The sequence below is a fragment of the Nocardiopsis halotolerans DSM 44410 genome, from assembly GCF_000341065.1.
GTDB classification, from domain to species: Bacteria; Actinomycetota; Actinomycetes; order Streptosporangiales; family Streptosporangiaceae; genus Nocardiopsis; species Nocardiopsis halotolerans.
The window spans coordinates 1-485 of the sequence record NZ_ANAX01000165.1 but is presented as its reverse complement, the minus strand read 5'-3'; the positions used below and the strand labels follow the sequence as shown (position 1 = coordinate 485).

Genomic DNA, 485 nt, shown 5'->3' with positions numbered 1-485 from the left:
CCCGCCGACTTCACCGTGGACGGAGTCGGCTACCCCACGGCCGAGCACTACATGATGGCCGCCAAGGCGCGTCTGTTCCACGACGCCGGGGCCGAGGAACGGATCATCGCCGCGGGCCACCCCCGGGACGCCAAGGTGATCGGTCGGGAGGTGCGCGGCTTCGACCAGGAGGCGTGGGAGGCGGCCCGGTTCGGGATCGTGGTCGACGGCAGCGTCGCCAAGTTCGGCCAGAACGAGGACCTGCGGGAGTTCCTGCTCGGCACGGGAAACCGGGTGCTGGTGGAGGCCAGCCCCCGCGACCGCGTGTGGGGGATCGGACTGGGCGCCAGGAACGACCACGCGACGGTCCCCGAGCGCTGGCGCGGCCTCAACCTGCTGGGATTCGCTCTCATGGAGGCCCGGGCCCGCCTCGCCTCGGCCGGCTGACGCCACGTCCGTTCTCCGCCGGCACCGCGCCGACACAACCGGCGCCATGGCACCCACGA

Annotated in this window: 1 protein-coding gene; it reads left to right on the top strand. The window is 72.8% G+C overall.

Annotated elements, in window-relative coordinates:
- Positions 1 to 426, top strand: a 426-nt coding sequence (locus tag D455_RS30280) for an NADAR family protein (RefSeq protein WP_017571131.1), incomplete at its 5' end; no start/stop codon positions are given.
- Between the last annotated feature and the right edge of the window lie 59 nt (positions 427 to 485).